A 19,220-nucleotide genomic window follows, 5' to 3' on the forward strand; every position below is an offset into this window, starting at 1 on the left:
ACGCCTTAATTTGCGCATAAGACTAAATGTTGCACAAGGGCAAAACTTCATGTATGATGTAGCTAACATCACAACATCAAAGGAGTCTTACCACATGGACAGCACAATTATTTTTGCGTTCCTCCTCACCTTGTTCGCAGGTCTTGCGACAGGAATCGGGAGTATGATCGCATTCTTTGCGAAACGGACGAACACGGCCTTCTTGTCCATCTCTCTCGGATTTTCCGGAGGCGTCATGATTTACGTATCATTCATCGAGATTTTCCCGAAAGCGCTCGAGGAGCTCGTCGGCGCACACGGGGAATACACCGGAACGATTTACACCGTCCTCGCGTTCTTCGGAGGGATGTTCTTAATTGGAATGATTGATAAGTTCATTCCGAAAATGGAGAATCCACACGAGGTCAAATTCGTCGAATCGATGCAGAACGACCCGTCCACGCAAGAGTTGGCGACGACAGCGACAAATGAAACAACTGCGATTCAACATCCGGAAACACAAAATCGCTTAAAGAAAATGGGAATCTTCATGGCACTCGCCATCGGGATTCACAACTTCCCGGAAGGACTCGCGACGTTCATCTCAGCGCTCGATGATCCGACAGTCGGTGTCGCCATCGCCATCGCCATCGCGCTGCATAACATTCCAGAAGGGATCGCCGTCTCCGTCCCGATTTATTATGCGACCGGTTCACGGAAGAAGGCGTTCAAGCTCTCCATGTTATCGGGTCTCGCCGAGCCAGCTGGGGCTGCCATCGGATTTTTAATTCTCATGCCGTTCTTGAGCGACACCGTCTTCGGTCTGTTGTTCGCAGCAGTCGGCGGGATCATGGTATTCATCTCGCTCGATGAGTTGCTCCCTGCGGCCCGTGAATATGGGCATGCCCATCATTCGATGTACGGAATGGTCGCCGGGATGATCGTCATGGCGACGAGTCTTATCCTATTAATGTAATGAGCAATGCCCTGACGCCTCGCGTCAGGGCATTTATTATCTCGTTTTAAACACATGGACGACATCTTTTAATTCGGACGACATGTGACTCATCGTCTCGGCGATACTGTTGATTTCCTGGATGGCCGCGAGTTGCTCCTCGACATTGGCCCCCGCTTCTTCGACACTTCGTTGCGTCGAGACCGCATTCGTAGACATATCCTCGACCGAAACAGCGACTTCTGTCGTATTCGCACTCACTTCTTCCGTCGCCGCTGCAATCTCACTCATCTGACGTGACGTCTCTTCGATGACCGACACGATCTCACGGAACGCTGACGCGACTTCCCCCATTTGGGATACCCCACTCTCGACATGGACGCTCGATTCTTCGAACGCCGTCTCGACTTGTTCCGTATCACGCTGGATATCCCGGACCACAGTCTGAATTTGAATGGCAGATTGCTTCGACTCTTCGGCGAGCTTACGTACCTCAGCCGCGACGACTGCAAATCCTTTTCCATGTTCACCGGCGCGTGCCGCCTCAATGGCCGCATTGAGGGCAAGCAAGTTCGTCTGTTCCGTGATGGCGGTGATGGAACGGGTGATCTTTTCAATTTCAAGCGATTGGTTTGAAAGACGGGTCACCATCTGTTGTGTCAGCTCATTGGCACGACGAATCTCCTGCATCCGTTTCTCCGCTAATTGAACGGTCTCAAGTCCACCGTTTGCCGCTTCAAGTGTATGAATCGTCTGTTCGTTCACCCCTTGTGAGGCTGCCGCGATCTGATTCAATCCATCGACCGCTTGATTCACTCCAATCGTCCCTTCCTCTGCTCGTTTAGACGATCCTTGGGCCGCCACGTTCATGTCTTCGAACAATCGTGAGACACCTTGGGTCGTCGTCGCGACATGGTCCGTGCTCGCGTAAAGTTCTTCAGAATAGGCTGTTACTTTATCTGAGGCTTCACCCACTCGACGAATCAATCCGACGAGGTTGTGTTTCATCTCGTTGAATGCCGTGACAAGATCGCCGAGCTCATCGTTCGAGGCGACCTCAATATCCTCTCCTGTCAAATCGCCGCCTGCCATGATTCGCGCTTGACGACCAAGTCGATTGATCGGTTTTAAGAAGAGGCGTTGCAAGGCAAGCATGGACAGAATTCCGATTACGACACCAACGACGCTAATGACAAGCATCCAAAGGATTGAACTCTCCGCCTCGGCCTGTACGGCTTTCGTCTCGGACGCAAGGAGTTCTCCTTTGTATTCGACAAGGTCCGTCACCGTCATCCGAACACGGTCCGTCGTCGGGGTCACGCTCGTATTCAGTACCGTCTTGTAGCCAATCTCATCTTGTTGTTGGCGAAGTTCGATGGCACGAGTCATCTCACGGTCCAACAGTTCATTAAACTTCTCTAAATCCCCTAACCAAGACAAGACCTTTTCATCTGAAGACGATGCCTTGAGTGCTGACATTAATTCGTCACGCTGTTCCTGGACACTTTGTAGACTAATAAGTGTTTTCGGGTTGGCGACGAGCATATAGTAATTTAAATACCGTTCTGCATCGGTCACCGCGAGCGACAGATTTTCTGCTAACAGCATCTCCTCTGTCCCCTCGTTCAGGACTCGGTCGTACGCAGCAGTCGATTGTCTCAACTGGTATGACCCGAGCGCTCCGACGAGAACGAGAGCGATGATCGTCGGAATCAGCGCAATCGACATCCGTCTTCTGAGAGACGAACGCCCCTTCTGTTTGTTGCTATTTCGCTTCCACGTCCACCCTTTCCACTTCTTCATCGGTCGTACCAATCGTTTCACGTCCATGTCATTCGTTCTCCTTCATCTCGAATTTCTTCTCAATTCGACATTAATGCAAACGTTTTCATTAAGCAAATCGATTTTTCTAAATGAGGTGGATGAATGTTTCTTCGATTTCGTTTTGACAAAAAGAAGTCATGTTTGTATACTTTAAATCGTAATAATTACGTTTTGAGAGGTATTCACATGAATGTTGAGAAGACATCATTATTAATTATTGGGGCAGGTGTTCATGGAATGACACTCGCCATCTCATATATGGAACAAGGTGGGCGTTTAGAAGATGTTCTGATTGTCGACCGACACAATGACCCGCTTACGAATTGGAAACAGCAAACCTCCTCCATTTCCATGTCACATCTTCGTTCGACTCGCGTGCACCACGTTTCTTCGAATCCGCACGCCTTGAAGCAATTCGCATCTCGTTATGCGTATCGTTCCAATCATTTCAAAGATACGTTCGGTCGCCCTTCGCTCGAACTGTTCAACGATCATGCCGAATCGTCATGGAACGCGTATCGCCTCGAGGAGCGATTCCTCGGCAATGAACGGGTGATGACGCTCCGAAAAGATGGAGCGCACTATCACGTCCGAACAGACCGCCGTCTCATCGTCGCGGATTCGGTCATTGTCGCGATTGGTCAATCCGCTAATGTCGTGTTACCCGAATGGGCAGACGAACGTTGCCGACACGTTTTCATGAAAGATCCTTCGGACGAATCAGATGAAGTGATTGTCGTCGGCGGTGGCATCACAGCACTTCATTATGTCGTGAAACGTGTCAATCAAGGTCATCACGTGACACTCGTAACGAGACGACCACTAGAAGTGAGTCAATTTGACGCCGATCGGCAGTTCATGGGACCGAAAGGATTAGTTGACTTCCATCGCCTGAAACAAGACTGGACGACAAAGCGATCATTCATCGCCCGTGAACGAAAGCCGGGTTCCGCTCCGAACGATCTCGTCTTAAAAGTGAAACGCCTTATTCAAACGAACGCCGTGACGCATATTATCGGAGAAGTCGAGCGGGACAGTGGTTCGTTATTCGTGAACGGTCAACAACTTGCCGGACAAGAAGTCGTCTGTTGTACAGGAATCCGACCGCATCCTGTGAAAGAAACCTTCTTGCAGCCACTAATCGATCAGCTCACTCTTCCTCTCACGCCATGTGGGACACCTGTCTTGAACGAGCATCTTGAATGGACACCCGGACTTTACTTGACAGGTGCCTATGCGGATTTGATTATCGGTCCATTCGCAAGAGCTGTTTACGGTGGACAAGAGGCCGCCCGAAGAATTCTCCCCCAACTTCTATCCACACAAAAAAGCGTCCGACCATAATGGTCAGACGCTTACTTACTTATTCCTCAAATGAGGCATTCGCTTTTTTCACGACTTCCGCAACTGCGCTTCGGTTGAAACGGAGAAGCGATTGATCGCATTTCAAAACGACATGTGTGTCTTCGATTTGATGAACGACGCCGTGTAAACCGCCGATTGTGACAACGCTGTCGCCACGCTCGAGGGCGTTTTGCATCGCTTGTACTTCTTTTTGGCGTTTCGTCTGTGGACGAATCAACAAGAAGTAAAATACGACGAAAATCAAGATCATTGGTAATAACGCAACGATTGTTTCCATGAGTAACATTCACCCTTTCCTTCAATATCAGGTTCATTATACCGTGAAACTGAAGCATTGTCACACAATGTCCGACACGTTTGCTTAGAAATTCTTCGCGTTCGGCTTGTTGTAGCCGTATTCTTCGAAGAACTCTTCTTTGAAATCGAGCAAACGGTCTTCGCGAATCGCTTGACGAACCTGCTCCATCAACTTCACGAGGAAGTGAAGGTTATGTGTCGTACATAAGTGAAGGCCAAACATCTCGTCCGCACGAATCAAGTGATGGACATACGCACGCGAGTAATTCTTACACGTGTTGCAGTCACACTTCTCATCGATCGGACCGAAGTCTGTCTTATACTTCGCCTGCTTGATCGTGACGCGACCTTTTGATGTCATGAGCGTCCCGTTCCGTGCAATCCGTGTCGGGAGGACACAGTCGAACATATCGATCCCACGAATCGATCCTTCAATCAATGCATCCGGTGAACCGACACCCATCAAATAGCGCGGTTTGTTTTCCGGCATGAGCGGCGTCGTGAACTCGAGGGCACGATACATGACGTCTTTCGGTTCACCGACCGAGAGTCCACCGACCGCATATCCTGGGAAATCAAGTGAGACGAGGTCTTGTGCGCTTTGACGACGAAGGTCCTCATATTCGCCACCTTGGATGATGCCGAAGAGGGCTTGGTCTTCTGGACGTTCATGTGCCTCAAGGCAACGTTCTGCCCAGCGACTCGTACGCTCGACCGATTTTTTCATGTATTCATGTGTCGCCGGGTAAGGCGGGCACTCGTCGAATGCCATCATGATATCCGACCCGAGCGCGTTTTGAATCTCCATCGCCTTCTCCGGTGACAAGAACAACTTGTCGCCGTTCAAGTGGTTACGGAAATGGACGCCTTCTTCTTGAATATTCCGAAGGTCGGCAAGCGAGAACACTTGGAATCCGCCCGAGTCCGTGAGAATCGCGCCATCCCAGTTCATGAACTTATGAAGACCACCAGCTTGTTTGATGACCTCATGTCCTGGGCGAACCCACAAATGGTACGTGTTCGACAAGATAATGTTCGCACCCATCGCCTTGACTTGCTCTGGTGCCATCGTCTTGACGCTCGCTTGAGTCCCTACTGGCATAAAGACCGGTGTCTCGAACGACCCGTGCGGCGTATGGACGATTCCGTGCCGCGCTCCCGTCTGTTTACATGTGTGAATGTGTTCGTATGTGACTGCATGTTTTGTCATTTTGTTACTTCCTTCCTCGTGATGAGCATCGCGTCTCCAAAGCTGAAGAAGCGGTATCGTTCTGCGACCGCAGTCCGATAAGCGTGTAAGATGATGTCGCGCGTCGCGAATGCCGAGACGAGCATGACGAGCGTCGATTTAGGGAGATGGAAGTTTGTAATCAATCCATCGATCGCCTTCAACTCGACTCCAGGATAAATAAAGATGTCCGTCCAGCCCGATGACTCGACGAAGTCTCCATGGTCTCGCATAATCGTTTCAAGTGTACGTGTTGACGTCGTACCGACCGCAAAGATGCGACCGCCCTTCGTCCGCACATCTCGGAGCGCGGCTGCCGATGCCTCGGACAACTCGAAATATTCACTATGCATCGTATGTTCTTCGATTGAATCAGCCGTCACCGGACGGAACGTACCGAGACCGACGTGAAGCGTGAGCGGGATCAAGCGAACCCCTTTCGCCTTCGCTGCCTCGAGCAGTTCTTCGGTGAAATGAAGACCCGCTGTTGGAGCGGCTGCACTACCTCGTTCACGCGCATAGACCGTCTGATAACGATCTTGGTCGTCAAGTTGCTCGCGGATGTATGGTGGGAGCGGCATCGTTCCGAGCTCGTCTAAAATCTCGTAGAAGATTCCGTCGTAGTCAAACTTGAAACGACGGCCCCCTTCCGGGAGTTCTTCGACACATTCCGCGCGGAGAAGTCCGTCCCCGAACTCGACGATGGAACCGACGCGAACTTTTTTCGCTGGTTTGACGAGTGCTTCCCACACATCGTCCTCCGTCTGCTTCAACAAGAGTAACTCGACTTTCCCGCCTGTTTCTTGTTTCGCTCCGAAAAGACGAGCCGGTAAGACGCGCGAATCGTTGACGACGAGCGCATCCCCCTCGTTCAAGTAATCGAGCACGTCACGGAAATGACGATGCTCGATGTCTCCTGTCTCACGGTCCAACACGAGCAGACGTGAGCTCGTCCGATCGAGCAACGGAACTTGCGCGATCAACTCTTCTGGCAATTCAAAATCATAATCGTTTACGTTCAATTGAATGTCTTGCATACCTTACTCCTCTTCCTCTTCATAACCAAAATGCGACTTGGCAAACTGTGTGATCATCCGTCCTCGCGGCGTACGCTGCAAGAACCCTTGTTGTAGTAAATATGGCTCATAGACGTCCTCGATTGTCTGAGCATCCTCACCGATCGTTGCGGCGAGCGTCTCGAGTCCGACCGGTCCACCCCCGAACCGCTCCACCATAGCTCGAAGCAAGCGATGGTCGACTTCATCGAGCCCGAGCGCATCGACGTGTAGACGGTCGAGCGCATCAGATGCGAGCACAGGGTCGATTTCTTTCGTCCCGGCTACCTGCGCGAAGTCACGGACTCGACGCAAGAGACGGTTTGCAATTCGTGGCGTCCCTCGCGAACGCTTCGCAATCGCGCCGCTCGCTTCAGGTGAAATCGAAAGGCGGAACAGCTGGGCCGTCCGACTGACGATTGCCGCGAGTTCATGCGTCTCATAATATTCGAGCTTCAACGTGACCCCGAAACGGTCCCGAAGCGGCGCCGATAACATCCCGGCACGCGTCGTCGCCCCGACGAGCGTGAACGGTGGCAAGTCGATGCGGACGCTTCGTGCCATCTCTCCTTGTCCGTAGACGATGTCGAGACAATAGTCTTCCATCGCCGGATAAAGAATCTCCTCAATCGTCCGGCTCAAGCGGTGGATCTCATCGATAAACAAGACGTCACCTGGCTCAAGAGTCGAGAGAATTGCCGCCAAATCACCTGGTCGCTCAATCGCCGGTCCGGCTGTCGTCTTGATCCCGACACCCATCTCGTTGGCGATGATTTGCGCGAGCGTCGTCTTCCCGAGTCCCGGGGGTCCGTATAACAGGACGTGGTCGAGCGTCTCACTGCGAAGTTTGGCGGCCTGAATGAAGACCGACAAATTCCCTTTCGCCTTTTCTTGCCCGATATATTGCTCGAAGCGCTGCGGACGTAAGCTCCACTCTTCAGAGTCTTCATATTGCTGATGAGATTGTGACAACAATCGTTCGTCCATAGCTTCCTCCTTATTTCAATAACAGCTGTAGCGCGCGTTTTATGTACGCGTCGGTCGTCAAGATCTCTCCGCTCAATGCTTTGCGGACTTTCGCGATCTCTCGTTCAGAATATCCGAGGGCGACGAGCGCCTCACACGCCTCGTCGAGTTCAGACGCACCTTGCGCGAACAACCCTTCGTTCGGCACATAATCCGGTGCAAGCTCGGATAGCTTTCCTTTCAAGTCGAGTGCCATCTGTTTGGCCGTCTTCTTCCCGACTCCCGGGAACTTGGTCAAATACTTCTCGTTCTCGGTTTCAATCGCATCGATCAACGCGTCGATATCACCCGAGGCGACGATGGCGAGTGCCCCTTTTGGTCCGATGCCGCTGACACTCAGGAGTTTATTGAAAAGCTCCCGTTCCCGGCGTGACCGGAAACCGTATAGCGTCTGTTGATCTTCACGGACGTAATGATGCGTAAACACGATTACATGTTCGTCTTGTTCGCGATAAAAAAACGGGTTAGGCACATGTACTTTGTAGCCGACGCCCGAGACATCTAACGTTATATATTCCGCACACACATAGGCGACGGGTCCTTTTACGAATTCAATCACGGTGTACTCTCCTTTTCGGTCGGAAAAACTGCATTTATTGTACCATAACGAGCCATATGAAAAAAGGACAGGCGTTTGCCTGTCCTGAAGCGATTAACGTGCGAGCATGCGTTCAAGTGCGCGTTTTGACCATTCTGTCGTATCAGCATCGACACGAATCACGTTGACAGGATCTGTCTCGAGCGACTCGAGCGCCCAAAGCAGATGTTGCAAGTCGATTCGGTTCATCGTCAAACACGGACACATGAACGGGTTTAACGAGACGATATCGAGGTGCGGGTATGTTGCCGCTAACCGGTTCACGAGGTTCATCTCGGTCCCGACCGCCCATTTCGTTCCCGGTGCACTCGCATCAATCTTGTCGATGATATACGACGTCGAGCCGGCCTCATCCGATGCCTGGACGACGTCAAACGTACATTCCGGATGGACGATGATACGACGATCCGGTTCGCGCTCACGGAATGCTTGAATTTGCGACACCGTGAACTTCTCGTGAACGGAGCAGTGTCCTTTCCACAAGATGACCTTCACTTGCTCGTCATCCCCCTCGGCGACCAATTCTTCACGGAGCGGATCCCATAAGGCCATCGCCTCGAGCGGGATCCCGAGATCGTATGCCGTATTCCGTCCGAGGTGTTGATCTGGAAGGAACAAGATGCGTTCGCCTGCCTCAAGCGCCCAACGGACGATCTCATGTGCATTGGACGATGTGACGGTCGCCCCGCCGTGACGCCCGACGAACGCTTTGATGGCCGCCGTTGAATTGACATATGTGATTGGGATGATCCCATCCCCGAATCGTTCCGTCAGTTCTTCCCACGCAATCTCTGTCTGATCGATATCGGCCATGTCTGCCATCGAACAGCCGGCGCGCATGTCGGGTAAAACAACAATTTGGTCATCCCGTGTCAACATGTCTGCCGTCTCTGCCATGAAATGCACACCACAGAAGACGATGAATTCCGCTTCGCTCATCTGTTCCGCGAGCCGTGCGAGCTGGAGCGAATCTCCTGTCGCGTCCGCGAACTGGACGACCTCGTCTTTTTGATAATGATGCGCCGGTAAGAAGAGACGTGTCCCGAGTCGGTCTTTGACCGCCTGAATCCGTGTCTCCATTTCCTCCACCGACAGATTAGCGTACGTCGATGGGAGTGTTCCGAGTAGTTGCATATTTCATTCCTCCTTGTAAATTCATACTACAGTCGAGCGCTCGCACCGAATGGGTCAATTGACCGAGAGAGATGACATCGATTCGAATCCCCCGATAGTCGGCAATCGTGTCGAGCGTGATGCCGCCGGATACTTCGATTGTGATGTGGTTCGGGATATGCCGGACCCATTCTCGCAATTCATCCGGTGTCCGATTATCGAGCATCACAATATCCGGATTCACTTGAATCGCCTCGATGAGTTGGTCGAACGATTCGACCTCGACCTCGATCGGCGTCGTATGCCCTACTTTCGAGCGCGCCGCGTGAACGGCTTCTGCCACACCGCCAAGGGCGACGATATGATTGTCTTTGATCATGACGGCATCGTCGAGACGGAGCCGATGGTTATATCCCCCGCCGACACGTACCGCATATTTCTCAAGCATCCGAAGTCCCGGTGTCGTCTTGCGTGTATCCGTGACGTGAATCGAGTCGTCACCGAGCGCATCGACGCACTGCCGGGTCATCGTCGCAATCCCGCTCATCCGCTGAATCACATTCAACAGGACGCGTTCTGTCTCTAACAAGACACGAGTCTTTCCTTTCAAGACGATGAGTACATCGCCGGGTGCAATTCGACTTCCGTCTTCTTGACAATCCACCAAGTCGAGTTGCTGCATGATTGCGAGTTCACGGACGATCGGTTTTCCGCAGAAAACGCCATGCTCTTTCGCGATGACGGTCGCGACTGACTCGTCTAGTTCATCGATTAGTTCACTCGACAAATCCCCATATCCGATATCCTCAATCAGAAACTGTCGCAGCTGTTCGCGTAGATAAATCGTGTTCATCGTACCTCTCCATTTCGAGGATGCTTTGCGCGAGAAGGCGCGCCGCATCGAGTTGTAAAGTTTGTTCACTTAATTGTCTTGTCACGTGTTTCGTCAAGGTCAACGTTTGGGTATTTTGTAAGAAACATTTCAATTCATCCAAGTTCGGTGAAATCGTCAACCATTTACCGATTTGATGACGAAACGCCTGAAACGTTTCAGGTGAGATGTCATACACCATCACATCGCTCGTCGCTAAGGATGCATCGTTCACCTGAAGCGCCTCGGCGACACGTTTTCCGAACACCCAACATTCCAAGAGTGAGTTCGATGCCAGCCGATTCGTTCCATGTACACCAGCATCCGCCACTTCCCCGACGGCGTATAGGCCATCGACGTCCGTTCGACCCGATTCATCCACTTCGATTCCACCCATATGAAAATGAAGCCCTGGGCGAACGGGGATTTGTCGAAGGTCGATTCCTAGCTTGTCACACGTCGCAACGAGTTTTGGGAAGCGGTCACGCAGTCGCGTCACCTTTGTCGTATCGAGAAAGACGGGTCCGACATGGTCGGTCAGGACGCGCGCCACCACATCGCGAGGAGCGAGACTTCCGAGCGGCTCGTGCGCCATCACATGGTTTCCGGATGCATCGACAAGCTTGGCACCGGCACCACGGAGCGCTTCGGTGACGAGATGCGGTTCCTCGGCAGCAAGCAATGTGGGATGAAATTGGATTCGTTGTAAGTGCGTCAGCTTCGCCCCGCATCGGTTCGCCAAGACAAGCCCGTCACCGGTCACCGTTTTGGCGTTCGAGGTCCAATCGATCAGACCACCGATTCCTCCTGTCGCGAGAATGACTGCACCGGCCTCCATCTGAAGCATTTCCTCATGGTGAAAGGCTAGCGCACCGACAACACGCCCTTCCTTCATCACAAGGTCATGGACGAGAACATGCTCCAGAATGCTGACATTGTCCGGTAATGACCGACGTAACTGTCGCATCACATGTCGACCCGTCTCGTCACCCCCGGCATGAAAGATGCGATGCAACTGGTGTGCCCCTTCTCGTCCGAGGGCATATCCGTCTTCGTCACGATCGAAGCGGACACCGAACCGTTCCATCTCTTCAATCGCTCGACGACCTTCTTTTACGAGAATGTCGACACGTTCTGAGCACGATGTCCTGTTCGAAGCAAGCATCGTGTCTTCTTTATGTGCCTCACTCGTCTCCTCTAGATACGAGCTCGCAATGCCTCCTTGTGCCAAATCAGAGTTCGTCGACGCCACCTCACCCTTTGAGACGAGGAGAACAGACAACGAGGATGGCACATGAAGCGCCGTCGCGACGGCAGCAAGTCCTGTTCCGATAATCAAAATGTCGGTTTTCTTTATCTGTAAAGACACTTGTATATCACCTGTTTTTCATATGTAATGTTGACTTGTAAACTAGTTTCGCATAATTTTGTGTAGAAGACAACATGAGAAAAGGGGAGTCCATGATGAACCGCTACTTCGACTACGCCGCTACACATCCTATGACACATGCAGCATTAGACCATTACGTGGCTATGGCCAAAAACGTTTATGGGAACCCATCATCACTCCACGCACATGGATATATGGCTGAAGACTATTTGACAGAGGCGCGACGTTTGATCAAACAGGCGCTCGGGCTTGATATGTTACGAGGGAAATTATTATTCACCGGGAGTGGCTCGGAGAGTAACTACATCGCACTGACGAGCTTGCGGAAACGAATGAAGGGGAAAGAAGTGATCACGTCCTGGCACGAACACGATTCGGTTGCCCTCTTACTTGAAGAATGGGAACGAGAAGGGGTCATCGTCCATCGGTTGAAACTGAAGGACGGAAAGTTTGATATGGATACGTTCACGCACTTACTTGACCGTGACATCGGACTCGTCACTCTCCAGCACGTCAATTCCGACACAGGTTGGGTGTTACCGCTCCACCATATCCAATGTCTTCTCAAATATAAGAAGATCCTCTTTCACGTGGACGGCGTACAGGCACTTGGGAAAATCCCGATTTCCGTAGAGGGAATCGACGCTTACTCATTCAGTGCCCATAAGGTTGGGGGGCCAAAAGGAATCGGTGCCCTCTATATGGAACGCTTGATTCCACCACCTTACTACCCAGGTCATCATCAATATGGGATTCGCCCAGGTACGATCGATGTTCCCGGAATCAGCGCCTTCGTCAAAGCGCTCGGGGAACGTCAGGAGCAATTGACACGTTTTCAGAGAAATTTCATGGCATTTCGTGCTATCTTGAAAGAGAAGACGTCAGCGTATGTCCATTGGCTCGAGTTTGACGAACAAAGTCCCGCTATCTTCTCCTTCGTATCTCATCAACGCGATGGACAATGGTGGATGACCGAGCTCGACGATCTCGGGTTCCAAGTATCAGCCGGGTCCGCATGCCGCGCCGGTCAGAATGGACCGAACCGCATGCTTGAAGCACTCGGATATGAGACGAGCGCATGCCACGGACTCGTCCGCATTTCCTTCGGCGCGCAAACGACCGTCGAAGACACATCGGCCCTCGCCGATGCCATCGTCACTTTAGCAAGGAGAGTCGAACATCATGAACAAACGTTTAGCCGGTGAAGAACGCCGTCGCACTTTACTTCAATTGATCGAATCGAGCAATGAACCGATCACAGGATCTGAACTGGCGAGGCACGTATCTGTCAGTCGCCAAGTCATCGTCCAAGACTTGTCGCTCTTAAAAGCAAAAGGTCACCAAATCGTCGCGACCGCTCGTGGTTACGTCTATTTGCAAGGTGACCTCACCCCGTCTACTTATTCGAAAAAGGTGGCTTGCCGCCATACGGCAGAGGAGATGGAGGCAGAAATGAATGCTATCGTCGATGAAGGGGTCACCATCAAAGACGTCATCATCGATCACCCTGTTTACGGATCCATCACCGGACAACTCATGGTGAAGAGCCGACGTGACGTCCGTGCCTTCCTCGAACGGGTCAAAGCGCACGGTGCCTCTCCGCTTTCTCAACTGACCGGAGGATTACACGTCCATACACTTGAAGCCGATCATCAAGAAGCAATCGATGCCGCCGTGAAAGAGCTCGACCGGCTCGGTATCCTCGTATCTGAATTAGATTGAAGAGACGTCACGAATATGTGACATCTCTTCTTTTTCTTTTCAGTCATGTCCGTTATACTGATGGATGGAACAACTTTCCTGAAATCAACTCGAAAGGAGGATTCGTCATGAACGTCCTCGAGCACATGCTCGCCGTATGCGGTGTTTTCAGCATTCCCATCGGTATCTTCATTCAATTCATCCCGAACGAACTCGTTCTCGCATATGGTGGCTTTCTCGTCGATTCACATGACGCGTCCTTCTTCCTAACATTCCTACTGGCGTGGTTCTCTTTCACGCTCAGTCAGATTGGTCTTTACTGGATTGGTCGATACGGCGGACGTCCCGTCGCCTTGAAGCTGTATGGATATTTCCGGATTCGCCAAGACAAGCAGCTTCGTGCCGAGCGCTGGTTTGAGAAATACGGGGCATGGATTGTCTGCCTCAGTCTCTTCTGGCGCCAACTGTTCGCCGTGAGTGCGGGCGTGATGCGCCTGTCGTTCCGAAAATTCTTGTCGGTGACGACACTCATTTTCGCCGTCTGGTCATTCGTCTTCATTCATGTCGGGATGATGCTCGGCAACAACTGGCGCATGATCGGTCATTTCATGGACGACATCCTGCCCTTCTTGGCACTGGCCATCGGAATCGTTCTCGTCGTCCGCCATCTTCGCCAGCAACCAAAACATGTGAAAGGATCAGCGTAACCAGCGCTGATTCTTTTTTTGTTGCAAAGGGAAACGCTCACATCTGTCGAATAAGAACTATGTAAGCGAATCGCGGTCACACATACAGGACACCGCACAACGAAAAAGGAGGAATCACCATGTTCCATCGCCGTAAAACGTATACGATTCGACCTGAACGCCTGCAAGAATTCACCGACTTCTTCCATACATACATCTATCCGATTCAAGCGTCCCATGGCGCTCGCCTCGTCGGACGCTGGGTGACCGAAGACAAATCCGAGGTCATGGCATTATGGGAATATCGGGACCGTGAACACTATGAGCAAGTCGAGCGAGATTATCGCGGCAGCGCGTTAAGACGGGATGCCATGAAAAAACGGGCCCGCCTCGGAAAAGACTTGTATATCAAGTCAAGCGAAGAGTTCATGATGCCGACCGGTCACTATACGCCGCCGCGTGCCATCGTTTGTGTGACGGCGTATATTACGAACGAAGCGGGTGAGGTCCTCCTTGTCAAAAACATGCATCGGAACGACTCGTTCGAGATGCCGGGCGGACAGGTCGAAGAACATGAATCGCTCGTCGACGCAATCCACCGTGAAGTGGACGAAGAGACAGGTGTGAAAATCGAAGTAGAAGGCATCACCGGGATTTATCAAAACGTATCGTCCCGTGTCCTCTGCGTCACGTTCCGCGCGAAATATGTGTCTGGAGAACTTCGACCACAAGCCGGAGAAACGCAAGAAGTCGGATTCCACAAAGTCGATGCTCATAATGTCGGCGACTATATCAAACGGGAGCACTTCCAGATGCGCTTCCTCGATGCGATTGATCCCGTCTATATGCCATACGCCATCTATAAAGTACGTCCATACGAATTGATTGAGCGCATCGAGCGCCAATCGGTCTAACACAAAAAGGGATGATTCGCTCGTGGCGAATCATCCCTTTTCTTTATGCTTCTTCTTGCATGTCTTCTTGCTGTGATTGTCCAGTCTCCACTAACAGTTTCCGGACACGGCGTTTTTCCACGTGGAGAACGGTGAACGTCAAGTCTTGATACGTCACTTGCGCACCTTTCTCCGGGATGTCGCCGAGTAATTCTACGAACCAACCGCCCATCGTGTTGGAATCGACGTCTGGTTCCGCAATCCCCATCTCTTCGGCGAATTCATCGACGTTCATGTCAGCCATACACTCGTATACGCCTTCACGGAGACGTCTGAGATAGACGACAGATTCGTCGTGCTCATCCCAGATGTCGCCGACGAGCTCCTCGAGCATGTCTTCTAACGTGATCAGACCCGCCGTGCCCCCAAATTCATCGAGGACGACAGCCATGTGAGATTGTTTCTGTTGGAGAATCGGAAGTAGTTCAATCAATTTCGTCTGCGGTGACACATACGTGAGCGGTCGAATGAGCGAACGGACATCCGTCACTTCATCCTTCATCATCGAACGCAAGAAGTCACGTTCTGACAAGACACCGATGACGTTGTCAATCGAGTCTTTGTAGACCGGCAAACGTGAATGTCCACCACTGAAAATCGTGTCTTTGATTTCATCGAGCGAATCGTCGATGTCGACTGCCAAAATATCGATTCGCGGCGTCAAGACGTCATCGACGGTAATATCGTTGAAGGCGAAGGCGCTATGGACGAGCTCAGCTTCCGTCTCACCAAGCACACCTTCTTCTTCTCCCATATCGACGAGCACTTTCAACTCTTCTTCCGTGACTGACGGCTCCTTGGCTTTCATCCCGATCATCCGAAGCGTCAACTTCTTCAAGCCAGTGAAGATCATCGTCACCGGTTTGAGGACTTTGACGAGGAACACGAGAATCCCGCTGATGAGAAGCGAATACTTCTCCGCAAATTCTTTGGCGAGCGATTTCGGTAAGATCTCACCGAAGATTAAGATGATGACCGTCGTCGCGAACGTCGACACGAGAAGACCCGTACCGCCACTGAAAATTGATGTGGCGATGGCGGTCGATACCGTCGCCGAACCGATATTGACGATGTTGTTCCCGACGAGGATCGTCGAGAGCGTATCGTCAAAGCGGTCGACGAGACTGAGGACGCGTTTAGCGGCTTTGTCGCCGTCTTCTGCCATCCGAATCATCCGAACACGGTTTACACTTGAAAGCGCCGTTTCTGCTGATGAGAAAAACGCTGACAACATGATGAGAACTACATATAGAATTAAACTTGACGAGGGCACAGGGTCCACGTTAGCTTCACACTCCGTTTCTTCTTAACAAATAATTTTTTTCTTACTCCACGAACTCGAATTCGAAGTCGAGAATCGCAACGACGCTGCCGTCTTCGGCACCAAGCTTACGAAGATCATCATCGACGCCCATCTGACGCATTTGACGAGCGAATCGCTTGATTGACTCATCATGGTCAAAGTTCGTCATCTTGAAGAGCTTCTCGATACGAGGGCCCGTGATCACGAAGCGATCGTACTCATCGATGTGAATCTGATAGCCTTTCTCTTCCTTCTCATAACGATACACGACACGAGGCGTCGCTGTCTTCTCTTCAAGCTCATCGAGTGGGAATTCAGGTGTCGTATCGACAAAGTTCGCCACTTCGATCAACAAGTTGCGAAGACCATCTTGTGCGAGAGCAGAGATCGGGAAGACTTTGACATCGTCTCCTACCTTCTTCTTGAACTCTTCGAGATGTTCCTCTGCGTCCGGCATATCCATTTTGTTCGCCACGACGACTTGTGGACGCTCGAGGAGGCGTAGGTTATACGACTCGAGCTCACGGTTGATCGTCGTGTAATCTTCGAACGGATCGCGTCCTTCCATCCCACTCATATCGATCATGTGAACGATCACTTTCGTCCGTTCGATATGACGAAGGAATTGGTGACCGAGCCCAACGCCTTGGCTTGCTCCTTCGATGAGTCCTGGAAGGTCGGCCATGACGAAGCTGCGGTCGTCCGCTGTCTTGACGACACCGAGGTTCGGTGTGATCGTCGTGAAGTGGTACGCCCCGATTTTTGGACGTGCCGAAGAGACGACCGACAGAAGCGTTGATTTCCCGACAGACGGGAATCCGACGAGTCCGACGTCTGCGAGGAGTTTCAACTCAAGACGCAACTCACGCTCTTGACCTGGTTCACCGTTCTCAGCGATTTCTGGAGCCGGGTTGGCAGGTGTCGCGAAACGACAGTTCCCGCGTCCGCCACGTCCGCCTTTGGCGATCGTCGCTTGTTGTCCGTGCTCCGTCAAGTCGGCGATGACCGTATCCGTCTCTGCGTCGAATACGATTGTGCCAGGTGGGACTTTGACGATGAGCGGCTTCGCTTTACGTCCGTGCATCCCTTTTGACATTCCTTTTTCGCCATCATGGGCGATAAACTTCTTCGAATAACGGAAATCAACGAGTGTGCGCAATCCTTCTTCTACTTCGAAGACGACGTCTCCACCGTGACCACCGTCACCACCTGCAGGTCCACCATCTGGGACATACTTTTCGCGGCGGAAGGCAACCATTCCTTTCCCACCGTCTCCAGCTTTTACAAAAATATTAACCTGATCGACAAACATTTATTTCCCCTCCTTTATGTGAAACGTAGTCATCGCTACGTTCTGTTCGTACACATCGGCTGACGTGAGCACGTCTTCCGGGACATCTCCCGTGACGCGAACCATCAGTCCGTCCGTGAACGTCACATGAATCGGCCCGTCCGTGTTTTCTAACAATCGGACAAGCATCTCTGCCACTCGCGCATCATCGATGGCGAGTTGGTCGGTCGAAATCGTATACGTCATCCGTCCTTCCCAATTCGCTTGAATCACGACAAGGCTCGTCTGTGGCACGTTCAGGCGAACGAGCGCACTCTCCTCGTCGGCCTGTTTCCGATAGCGTTCGTAAAGTTCCTCTAGCTTAGTCGGATCGAGTGCCGCATAGAGCGAGATCAATTGAAGCCGATTCATCCATTCGTGACGGACGGTCGATAAGAGCTCGAGTGTCTGTTCTGAATCCATTTGATCCTCTCCTAGAAAAAAAGACTCTAACCAAAAAAGTGGCTAGAGTCTTCTGCGTCGTTCAACTTACGCGACTGGGTAAACGCTCACTTGTTTCTTGTCGCGACCAAGACGCTCATAGCGTACTACGCCGTCAACTTTCGCAAACAAAGTGTCGTCGCCACCACGGCCAACGTTTTCACCTGGGTGAATCTTTGTACCGCGTTGGCGGTAAAGGATTGATCCAGCTGAAACTGTTTGTCCGTCAGCGCGTTTTGCACCGAGACGTTTCGAAATTGAGTCACGACCGTTTTTAGTCGAACCAACTCCCTTTTTCGAAGCGAAGAACTGAAGGTTCAATTGTAACATGAGGTCCACCTCCTATTGTTCAATTTGGATATATTCACCGTAGCTTTGGGCGATCGTGTCTAACTGCACGAGCATCCCTTCTAATAACAGTTGGGTGCGTTCCATATCCTGCGGTGATAAGTCAGGATACGTCTCGACATAAAAGTAACCACCCTCTGTTTGATCTGCCATTTCTACAAGAAGCGATTGACCCGCAAGCGTTTCGACGGCGTTATAGGCACCAAATATGATGGCTGAAACACCGGCGCACACCAAGTCAGAACCAGGTTCTGCAAAATTGGCATGACCAGTCACTTCGACGGAGCGAATCGACTTCGCCTCGTCTCGTCTTACCTTGACCCGAATCATAGCTTACGCTTCGATTTTCTCGATGCGAACTTTCGTGTAAGGCTGACGGTGACCTTGCTTACGACGGTAGTTTTTCTTAGCTTTCATTTTGAAGACAGTGATCTTCTTAGCGCGGCCGTGTTTTACCACAGTACCGACAACTTTAGCGCCTTCTACGAGTGGAGCGCCGACTTTAACATCGTCACCACCAACGAAAAGAACCTCACCGAATTCTACAGTACCTTCGACATCAGCATCGAGTTTTTCGATGTAGATCTCTTGACCTGCTTCAACTTTGATTTGCTTACCACCAGTTTTGATGATTGCGTACATATACGTGCACCTCCTTGTTAAACTCAGACTCGCCATCCTGGGCAGGGCAAATACCTTTAAAACCCGTTCTGTGCGGTTGTAGCCATTTGGGTGCTTCCAAACGAACTAACGTTAT

Annotated in this window: 21 protein-coding genes and 1 other annotated feature; of the genes, 6 read left to right on the forward strand and 15 right to left on the reverse strand. The window is 51.5% G+C overall.

Going from position 1 to position 19,220, the window contains the following annotated elements; genetic code table 11:
- Positions 1-94: 94 nt before the first annotated feature.
- Positions 95-955, forward strand: a complete 861-nt coding sequence (gene zupT / locus PJK55_RS05865; protein WP_271305084.1) for a zinc transporter ZupT — start codon at positions 95-97, stop codon at positions 953-955.
- A gap of 36 nt (positions 956-991) precedes the next feature.
- Here zupT and PJK55_RS05870 read toward each other — a convergent pair whose 3' ends face one another.
- Positions 992-2,764 carry a methyl-accepting chemotaxis protein gene (locus PJK55_RS05870; RefSeq protein ID WP_271305085.1) on the reverse strand — a complete coding sequence of 591 codons (1,773 nt, stop codon included), beginning with the start codon at positions 2,762-2,764 and terminating at the stop codon, positions 992-994.
- 180 nt (positions 2,765-2,944) lie between these two features.
- Between PJK55_RS05870 and PJK55_RS05875 the strand changes: the two genes are divergently transcribed.
- A complete protein-coding gene (locus PJK55_RS05875) occupies positions 2,945-4,102 on the forward strand; it encodes an NAD(P)-binding domain-containing protein (protein WP_271305086.1) in 1,158 nt (385 codons plus the stop codon).
- Positions 4,103-4,121: 19 nt separating this feature from the next.
- Here the strand turns inward: PJK55_RS05875 and yajC are convergent, their stop codons facing one another.
- The 8 genes from yajC to PJK55_RS05915 all read right to left on the reverse strand — a co-directional run bounded on the left by yajC (position 4,122) and on the right by PJK55_RS05915 (position 11,680).
- A complete protein-coding gene (gene yajC / locus PJK55_RS05880) occupies positions 4,122-4,400 on the reverse strand; it encodes a preprotein translocase subunit YajC (protein WP_031421435.1) in 279 nt (92 codons plus the stop codon).
- A gap of 84 nt (positions 4,401-4,484) precedes the next feature.
- Positions 4,485-5,630 carry a tRNA guanosine(34) transglycosylase Tgt gene (gene tgt / locus PJK55_RS05885; protein WP_015881169.1) on the reverse strand — a complete coding sequence of 382 codons (1,146 nt, stop codon included), beginning with the start codon at positions 5,628-5,630 and terminating at the stop codon, positions 4,485-4,487.
- Entirely contained in the window at positions 5,627-6,685 is a 1,059-nt protein-coding gene (gene queA / locus PJK55_RS05890) for a tRNA preQ1(34) S-adenosylmethionine ribosyltransferase-isomerase QueA (RefSeq protein ID WP_271305087.1), read from the reverse strand. Before queA ends, tgt begins: the two co-directional genes overlap by 4 nt.
- Before the next feature lie 3 nt (positions 6,686-6,688).
- A complete protein-coding gene (gene ruvB / locus PJK55_RS05895) occupies positions 6,689-7,690 on the reverse strand; it encodes a Holliday junction branch migration DNA helicase RuvB (RefSeq protein WP_015881167.1) in 1,002 nt (333 codons plus the stop codon).
- 10 nt (positions 7,691-7,700) lie between these two features.
- Positions 7,701-8,288, reverse strand: a complete 588-nt coding sequence (ruvA, locus tag PJK55_RS05900) for a Holliday junction branch migration protein RuvA (protein ID WP_015881166.1) — start codon at positions 8,286-8,288, stop codon at positions 7,701-7,703.
- Positions 8,289-8,381: 93 nt separating this feature from the next.
- Positions 8,382-9,461, reverse strand: a complete 1,080-nt coding sequence (gene nadA, locus PJK55_RS05905; RefSeq protein WP_271305088.1) for a quinolinate synthase NadA — start codon at positions 9,459-9,461, stop codon at positions 8,382-8,384.
- Positions 9,424-10,293 (reverse strand): carboxylating nicotinate-nucleotide diphosphorylase, encoded by an 870-nt coding sequence (gene nadC / locus PJK55_RS05910; RefSeq protein ID WP_271305089.1) that lies wholly within the window; start codon positions 10,291-10,293, stop codon positions 9,424-9,426. The genes nadA and nadC overlap by 38 nt, the downstream gene beginning before the upstream one ends.
- On the reverse strand, positions 10,247-11,680 hold the full coding sequence (locus PJK55_RS05915; RefSeq protein ID WP_271305090.1) for an L-aspartate oxidase: 1,434 nt from the start codon (positions 11,678-11,680) through the stop codon (positions 10,247-10,249). Before PJK55_RS05915 ends, nadC begins: the two co-directional genes overlap by 47 nt.
- A gap of 95 nt (positions 11,681-11,775) precedes the next feature.
- Between PJK55_RS05915 and PJK55_RS05920 the strand changes: the two genes are divergently transcribed.
- From PJK55_RS05920 to PJK55_RS05935, 4 genes are all read left to right on the forward strand, one after another.
- Entirely contained in the window at positions 11,776-12,906 is a 1,131-nt protein-coding gene (locus tag PJK55_RS05920; RefSeq protein ID WP_214789300.1) for a cysteine desulfurase family protein, read from the forward strand.
- Complete coding sequence (locus PJK55_RS05925; protein ID WP_214789303.1) at positions 12,884-13,423, forward strand: transcription repressor NadR; 540 nt, start codon at positions 12,884-12,886, stop codon at positions 13,421-13,423. Before PJK55_RS05920 ends, PJK55_RS05925 begins: the two co-directional genes overlap by 23 nt.
- A 107-nt stretch (positions 13,424-13,530) precedes the next feature.
- Positions 13,531-14,109, forward strand: a complete 579-nt coding sequence (locus PJK55_RS05930; protein ID WP_214789306.1) for a DedA family protein — start codon at positions 13,531-13,533, stop codon at positions 14,107-14,109.
- A gap of 119 nt (positions 14,110-14,228) precedes the next feature.
- Positions 14,229-15,002: an NUDIX domain-containing protein gene (locus PJK55_RS05935; RefSeq protein ID WP_214789309.1), complete on the forward strand. Its 774-nt coding sequence runs from the start codon at positions 14,229-14,231 to the stop codon at positions 15,000-15,002.
- Positions 15,003-15,045: 43 nt separating this feature from the next.
- Here the strand turns inward: PJK55_RS05935 and PJK55_RS05940 are convergent, their stop codons facing one another.
- From PJK55_RS05940 to rplU, 6 genes are all read right to left on the reverse strand, one after another.
- Positions 15,046-16,323 (reverse strand): hemolysin family protein, encoded by a 1,278-nt coding sequence (locus PJK55_RS05940; RefSeq protein ID WP_214789311.1) that lies wholly within the window; start codon positions 16,321-16,323, stop codon positions 15,046-15,048.
- A 43-nt stretch (positions 16,324-16,366) separates the two neighbouring features.
- A complete protein-coding gene (gene obgE, locus PJK55_RS05945) occupies positions 16,367-17,656 on the reverse strand; it encodes a GTPase ObgE (RefSeq protein ID WP_074035227.1) in 1,290 nt (429 codons plus the stop codon).
- On the reverse strand, positions 17,657-18,097 hold the full coding sequence (locus PJK55_RS05950; RefSeq protein WP_214789314.1) for a Spo0B domain-containing protein: 441 nt from the start codon (positions 18,095-18,097) through the stop codon (positions 17,657-17,659).
- 66 nt (positions 18,098-18,163) lie between these two features.
- Entirely contained in the window at positions 18,164-18,445 is a 282-nt protein-coding gene (gene rpmA, locus PJK55_RS05955) for a 50S ribosomal protein L27 (RefSeq protein ID WP_015881155.1), read from the reverse strand.
- Positions 18,446-18,457: 12 nt separating this feature from the next.
- Positions 18,458-18,793 carry a ribosomal-processing cysteine protease Prp gene (locus PJK55_RS05960; protein ID WP_015881154.1) on the reverse strand — a complete coding sequence of 112 codons (336 nt, stop codon included), beginning with the start codon at positions 18,791-18,793 and terminating at the stop codon, positions 18,458-18,460.
- A 3-nt stretch (positions 18,794-18,796) separates the two neighbouring features.
- On the reverse strand, positions 18,797-19,105 hold the full coding sequence (gene rplU, locus PJK55_RS05965) for a 50S ribosomal protein L21 (RefSeq protein ID WP_015881153.1): 309 nt from the start codon (positions 19,103-19,105) through the stop codon (positions 18,797-18,799).
- A gap of 15 nt (positions 19,106-19,120) precedes the next feature.
- Positions 19,121-19,193, reverse strand: a sequence feature (ribosomal protein L21 leader region).
- Positions 19,194-19,220: the final 27 nt, after the last annotated feature.

It is taken from the genome of Exiguobacterium sp. MMG028, from assembly GCF_027947425.1.
In the GTDB taxonomy this organism is placed as follows: Bacteria; Bacillota; Bacilli; order Exiguobacteriales; family Exiguobacteriaceae; genus Exiguobacterium; species Exiguobacterium aestuarii_A.